The sequence below is a fragment of the Hydrogenophaga sp. genome (genome assembly GCF_028698005.1).
In the GTDB taxonomy this organism is placed as follows: domain Bacteria; phylum Pseudomonadota; class Gammaproteobacteria; order Burkholderiales; family Burkholderiaceae_C; genus Hydrogenophaga.
In genome coordinates this window covers 1-5,950 of sequence record NZ_JAQVEJ010000173.1, presented here as the reverse complement: position 1 = coordinate 5,950, position 5,950 = coordinate 1, and the positions used below count along the sequence as shown (strand labels likewise).

The 5,950-nt window shown below is 68.6% G+C and carries 7 protein-coding genes; all 7 read left to right on the top strand.

Features of this window, described 5'->3' with window-relative positions; all coding sequences use genetic code 11:
* Positions 1–477, top strand: a 477-nt coding sequence (locus tag PHQ87_RS13830; protein WP_300235498.1) for a class I tRNA ligase family protein, incomplete at its 5' end; no start/stop codon positions are given.
* A 35-nt stretch (positions 478–512) separates the two neighbouring features.
* Positions 513–1,061 carry an LPS assembly lipoprotein LptE gene (gene lptE / locus PHQ87_RS13825; RefSeq protein WP_300235495.1) on the top strand — a complete coding sequence of 183 codons (549 nt, stop codon included), beginning with the start codon at positions 513–515 and terminating at the stop codon, positions 1,059–1,061.
* Positions 1,061–2,122: a DNA polymerase III subunit delta gene (gene holA, locus PHQ87_RS13820; RefSeq protein ID WP_300235492.1), complete on the top strand. Its 1,062-nt coding sequence runs from the start codon at positions 1,061–1,063 to the stop codon at positions 2,120–2,122. Before lptE ends, holA begins: the two co-directional genes overlap by 1 nt.
* An 82-nt stretch (positions 2,123–2,204) precedes the next feature.
* Positions 2,205–2,678: a CreA family protein gene (locus PHQ87_RS13815; protein WP_300235500.1), complete on the top strand. Its 474-nt coding sequence runs from the start codon at positions 2,205–2,207 to the stop codon at positions 2,676–2,678.
* A gap of 34 nt (positions 2,679–2,712) precedes the next feature.
* Positions 2,713–3,993 carry a glutamate-5-semialdehyde dehydrogenase gene (locus PHQ87_RS13810; RefSeq protein ID WP_300235489.1) on the top strand — a complete coding sequence of 427 codons (1,281 nt, stop codon included), beginning with the start codon at positions 2,713–2,715 and terminating at the stop codon, positions 3,991–3,993.
* Between the two features lies 1 nt (position 3,994).
* Positions 3,995–5,287 carry a glutamate--cysteine ligase gene (gene gshA / locus PHQ87_RS13805; protein ID WP_300235487.1) on the top strand — a complete coding sequence of 431 codons (1,293 nt, stop codon included), beginning with the start codon at positions 3,995–3,997 and terminating at the stop codon, positions 5,285–5,287.
* Between the two features lie 45 nt (positions 5,288–5,332).
* A partial coding sequence (locus tag PHQ87_RS13800; protein ID WP_300235484.1) for a benzoate/H(+) symporter BenE family transporter occupies positions 5,333–5,950 on the top strand: 618 nt, incomplete at its 3' end.

Sequence of the window (5,950 nt, the reverse complement as noted above, 5' to 3'; positions counted from 1 at the left end):
CACACGGTGCTCAGGCAGGTGGACTACGACTACCAGCGCATGCAGTACAACACGGTGGTCTCGGGCGCGATGAAGATGCTCAACGCGCTGGAGGACTTCAAGGCCGAGGCCGGTAGCGAGGCCGACCAGGCCGCGCTGGCCGAGGGCTTCGGCATCCTGCTGCGCGCGCTGTACCCGGCCACGCCGCACGTGACCCACGTGCTGTGGACCTCGCTCGGTTATGCCGCGCAGTATGGCGAACTGCTCGACGCGCCCTGGCCGAAGGTGGACGAGGCGGCGCTGCAGCGCGACGAGATCGAGCTGGTGCTGCAGATCAACGGCAAGCTGCGCGGCAGCGTGACGGTGCCCGCCGGCGCCGACAAGGCGGCCATCGAGGCGGCGGCGCTGGCCAGCGAGGCGTTCCAGAAACAGGCCCATGGCGCCACGCCGAAGAAGGTGGTGGTGGTGCCGGGCCGGCTGGTCAACGTGGTGGTATAAAAAGCCGGGTTCCCTACTTCTGCACAGGCGCTCTCATGGCACTTTCACGCGAATACTCCTCTTCCCGGCGCCAGTGGTTGCGCGCCGGCGCCGGCATGGCCGTTGCCCTGGGCACGGGGGCCCTGGCCGGTTGTGGGTTTGCGCTGCGCCAGGCGCCCAGCTTCGCCTTCACGTCGCTGCGCTTGGCCGGCAGCACGGGTTCGCCGGTGGCGCGGGCCCTGCTGCGGGAGCTGCCGGCGGCCGGCGTGCAGGTGGTGACGGCTGCCCGGGCACCCACGGATACGGCGGCGGCGCAGGTGGTGCTGACCATCATGGCCGACCAGCGCGAGCGTGTGGTGGTGGGGCAACTGGCCAACGGCCAGGTGCGCGAGCTGGAGCTGCGCTACCGTTTCCGCTTCCGGCTCGAGAACGCGGCCGGGCGCGTGCTGCTGGAGGAAGACGAAATCCTGCTCGAGCGCGACATTTCCTTCTCCGAAACGGCCGTGCTGGCCAAGACGGCCGAGGAATACGCGACGTTCAATGACATGCAGGGCGATGTGACCCAGCAGGTCATGCGTCGCCTGGCGTCCGTCAAAGCCATCTGATGCAGGTCGCGGCGGCGCAACTGGCCGCGCACCTGCAAAAAGGCCTGCGCAGCCTTTACACGGTGCATGGCGACGAAGCCCTGCTGGTGCAGGAGGCCTGCGACGCCATCCGCCAGGCGGCCCGGGCGCAAGGCTACACCGAGCGGACCGTGCACACCATGGCGGGCGCGCATGCCGACTGGGGTGCCGTGCTGGCCAGCGGCGGTTCAATGAGCCTGTTTGCCGATCGGCAGATCGTCGAGGTCCGCATCCCCGGGGGCAAGCCGGGCAAGGACGGCTCCCAGGCCCTGCAGCAACTGGCCGAGTCGGCCGAGGGCAATGACAGCGTGCTGACGCTGATTGTGCTGCCCAGGCTTGATGGCATGACCCTGAAAGGGGCCTGGTTTGGTGCGCTCGACGCCCGCGGGGTGACGGTCAAGATCGAGACGGTGGAGCGCCCGGCCCTGCCGGGCTGGATCGCCCAGCGCCTGCAGGCACAGGGGCAGCACGTGGCACCTGGCGAGGCCGGCCAGCGTTCACTCCAGTTTTTTGCCGACCGGGTGGAAGGCAACCTGCTGGCCGCGCATCAGGAGATCCAGAAGCTGGCGCTGCTGTACCCGGCGGGTGAACTGTCGTTCGAGCAGGTCGAGGGCGCGGTCCTCAACGTGGCGCGTTACACGCCATTCAAGCTGGCCGAGGCGGTGCTGGCCGGTCAGGTACGGCGCGCGCAGCGCATGCTCGACGGTCTGCAGGCCGAGGGCGAGGCGCCGGTGCTGGTGCACTGGGCGCTGGCCGAAGACATCCGCACGCTGCACCGCGTGCGCCTGGCGCTGGATGCGGGCAGTCCGCTGCCGATGGCGCTGCGCGCCAGCCGCGTCTGGGGCGTGCGCGAAAAGCTCATGGAGCGTGCGCTGCCGCTGCTGGGGGCGGCCACCCTGGGCAAGTGGCTGGACGATGCGCACACCGTGGATGGCATCGTCAAGGGTCTGAAGGCCGATGGCTGGCCGACCGATCCGTGGCAGGCCCTGCAGCAGCTGGCCATGCGCGTGGCGCAGACCCTGGCCGGCGGCGGGCGACAATAAAGGGGCGCCTTGTGCCGCCATGCCGTCCTCCCTGGCGGAGGGATGGCCGGTGGCTTTCGTTTCCGTCTTTGCCCGCCTGCCCATGCACCATCCGTTCCGCTCCTGGCTGCTCCCGCTCCTGTTCGTCGCCGCTCCGCTGGCCGCCGAGGAAATCGGCTCGGTCGACACGGTGTTCAAGTTCATCGGCCCCGACCACAAGATCGTGGTCGAAGCGTACGACGACCCGGGTGTCGAGGGGGTGACTTGTTACATTTCGCGCGCCAAGACCGGCGGGCTCAAGGGTGCCTTCGGGCTGGCCGAGGATCGGTCCGAGGCGTCCATCGCCTGCCGCCAGGTCGGCCCCATTGCCATCGCCAGGCCGATTCGTCTGCAGGAGGAGATCTTCAGCGAACGCACCAGCCTGGTCTTCAAGCGCCTGCGCATCGTGCGCATGGTGGATCCGCAGCGGCACTCGCTGGTGTACCTCACGTATTCCGACCGCCTGATCGAGGGCTCGCCGCAGAACTCGGTGGCGGTGGTGGCGGTGGACCGGACCGTGCCGATCCCCCTGCGCTGACCGACACCCCGGGGAAGGTGAGAAAATCCCCATCATGAACGCCACCCATACCCTCGAACTCATGAACACCCTGGGCCAGCAGGCCAAGGCGGCCTCGGCGCTGATGGCCAGGGCCGGGGCTGCCACCAAGGGGGGGGCGCTGCGCCGGCTGGCCATGTTGCTGCGCGAGCAGGTGGCGCCGCTGCAGGCCGAGAACGCCAAGGATCTGGAGCGGGCCCGTGCCAGCGGCCTGTCCGAGCCCATGGTCGACCGGCTCAGGCTGACGCCCAAGGTCATCGAGACCTGCGCCCAGGGTTGCGAGCAGTTGGCGGCGATGCCCGACATCATCGGTGAGCTCAGTGGCATGAAGCAGATGCCCAGCGGCATTCGTGTCGGCCAGATGCGGGTGCCCATCGGCGTGTTCGGCATGATCTACGAAAGCCGTCCCAATGTGACGATCGAGGCGGCCAGCCTGTCCATCAAGAGTGGCAACGCCTGCATCCTGCGCGGTGGCTCCGAGGCCATCGATTCCAACCGTGCCCTGGCGGCGCTGGTGCAGCGGGCGCTGCTCGAGTCCGGCCTGCCGGCCGATGCGGTGCAACTGGTGCCGACCACCGACCGCGAGGCGGTCGGCCAGCTCATCACCATGCCGCAGTATGTGGACGTGATCATTCCGCGCGGCGGCCGGGGGCTGATCGAGCGCATCAGCCGCGAGGCCAAGGTGCCGGTGATCAAGCACCTGGATGGCAACTGCCACACCTATGTCGACGACCCCTGCGACATCGCGATGGCCGTCAAGGTGGCGGACAACGCCAAGACGCAGAAATACAGTCCCTGCAACGCCACCGAGAGCCTGCTGGTGGCGCGTGGCGTGGCGGCCGACTTCCTGTCACGGATCGGCGCCGTCTATGCCGCCAAGGGTGTGGAGATGCGCGGCTGTCCCGAGGCACAGGCGCTGCTGGCCGGCGTGCCTGGCGCGAAGGTGGTCGCGGCGACCGAGCAGGACTGGAGCGAGGAGTACCTGGCGCCCGTCGTCAGCGTCAAGATCGTGGATGGCGTGGACGAGGCGATTGCCCACATCAACCGCTATTCCAGCCACCACACCGACGCCATCCTGACCACCGACCACGTGCATGCCCAGCGTTTCCTGCGCGAGGTCGATTCGGCCAGCGTGATGGTCAATGCGAGCACGCGCTTTGCCGATGGCTTCGAGTACGGGCTGGGCGCCGAAATCGGCATCAGCACCGACAAATTCCACGCCCGCGGCCCGGTGGGGGTGGAGGGTCTGACCTCGCTCAAGTACATCGTGCTGGGCGAGGGTGAGGTGCGAGGCTGACATGGTGCCCCACCTCGTCACGGCCCTGACCGGGCCCATCAATGAACTGGAACAGCGCATCCTGGAGTCCACGCCGGTCATCGAGCGCTGGTTCCGGCTGGAGTGGATGGAGCACACGCCGCCGTTCTACACCTCGGTGGACGTGCGCAACGCGGGCTTCAAGCTGGCACCGGTGGACACCAACCTGTTCCCGTCGCGCTGGAACCTGCTCTCGCCCGACATGATGCCGCTGGCGGTGCAGGCGGCCATGGCCGCGATCGAGAAGATCTGCCCCGAAGCCAAGCACCTGTTGCTGGTGCCTGACAACAACACCGACCCGTTCTACCTCGACAATCTGGCGCAGTTGCAGCGCATCTTCTTCCAGGCCGGCCTGAATGTGCGCCTGGGTTCGCTCTCGCCCGCGATCAAGAGCCCGCGCACCTTTGATCTGCCCGGTGGTGGCTCCATCACCCTGGAGCCGCTGGTGCGCAGCCGGCGCCGCCTGGGCCTCAAGCACTTCGATCCCTGCACCATCGTGCTCAACACCGACCTGAGCGCGGGTGCACCGGGCATTCTCGAGGACCTGCACGAGCAGTACCTGTTGCCGCCCCTGCATGCTGGCTGGGGCATCCGGCGCAAGAGCAACCACTTCAAGGCCTACGAAGAGGTGGCCAAGCGCTTCGGCAAGCTGCTGGGCATGGACCCCTGGCTGATCAACCCCCTGTTCACCCGCTGCGGGCAGGTCGATTTCAGCGAGGCGCAAGGCCTGGAGGGCCTGCGCAGCCACGTTGACGCGCTGCTGGGCAAAATCCGCCGCAAGTACAAGGAATACGGCATCAACGAAAAACCCTTCGTGGTGGTCAAGGCCGACCACGGTACCGGCGGCCTGGGCGTGCTCACCGTGCGCGACGCCAAGGACATCGACGCCATGAGCCCGGCGGTGCGCGAGCGCATGAGCACCGTGCAGGCCGGGCAGCCGGTGTCCGAGGTGATCATCCAGGAAGGGGTGCTGACGAACGAGCGCATCAACGCCGCCGTGGCCGAGCCGGTGGTCTACATGATGGATCGCTACGTGGTCGGGGGCTTTTACCGCGTGCACGCGCAGCGTGGCACCGACGAGAACCTCAACCTGCCCGGTGCCGGCTTCGTGCCGCTGGCCTTCGAGCAGAGCGCCATCCTGCCGCAGCCGGGCGCCAAACCGGGCGCCAGCGCGCCCAACCGCTTCTACATGTACGGCGTGATCGGCCGCCTGGCGATGCTGGCGGCCGCCTACGAACTCGAGGCGACCGATCCCGACGCCGAGGTTTACGAATAAGGCCGCCCGCGGCAGTGTCCGCGGCCTTGGCGGCACAATCGCGGGATGTCTTTTTTCCGTGACGTGAACCTGCCTGCCGCCACGGCGGGCTTCGTGGCCGTGCTCGTGGGTTTCACCAGCTCGGTGGCCATCGTGTTCCAGGCCGCGCAGGCCTTCGGCGCGACACCGGCCCAGATCACGTCGTGGATGTGGGCGCTGGGCCTGGGCATGGGCCTGTGCACGGCCATCCCCTCGCTGATCCTGCGCCAGCCGGTGATGGTGGCCTGGAGCACGCCCGGCGCCGCGGTGCTGGCGACGGCCGGGCTGGCGGGGGGCTTCGGCATGGGCGAGGCGGTGGGGGCCTTCATGGCCTGCGCGGTGCTGATCATCCTCTCGGGTGCGACCGGCTGGTTCGAGCGCATCATGAACCGCATCCCGATGGCCATCGCCTCGGCGCTGCTGGCCGGGGTGCTGGCGCGCTTCGGGCTGCAGGCCTTTGCCGCGGCGCAGACGGCACTGCCGCTGGTGCTGGTCATGCTGCTGGCCTACCTGCTCGGGCGGCGCATGGCGCCGCGCTATGCGGTGCCGCTGACGCTGGGCGCGGCGGTGGTGTACGTGCTGGCGCGCGGGCAGCTGCACACCGAGGCGCTCACGCTCGAATGGGCGCGCCCGGTGTTCACGGCG

Excerpts from the sequence above, each read along its gene's own strand:
- lptE (WP_300235495.1), top strand. The coding sequence starts at position 513 with ATGGCACTTTCACGCGAATACTCCTCTTCCCGGCGCCAGTGGTTGCGC.
- holA (WP_300235492.1), top strand. The coding sequence starts at position 1,061 with ATGCAGGTCGCGGCGGCGCAACTGGCCGCGCACCTGCAAAAAGGCCTG.
- PHQ87_RS13815 (WP_300235500.1), top strand. The coding sequence starts at position 2,205 with ATGCACCATCCGTTCCGCTCCTGGCTGCTCCCGCTCCTGTTCGTCGCC.
- PHQ87_RS13810 (WP_300235489.1), top strand. The coding sequence starts at position 2,713 with ATGAACGCCACCCATACCCTCGAACTCATGAACACCCTGGGCCAGCAG.
- gshA (WP_300235487.1), top strand. The coding sequence starts at position 3,995 with ATGGTGCCCCACCTCGTCACGGCCCTGACCGGGCCCATCAATGAACTG.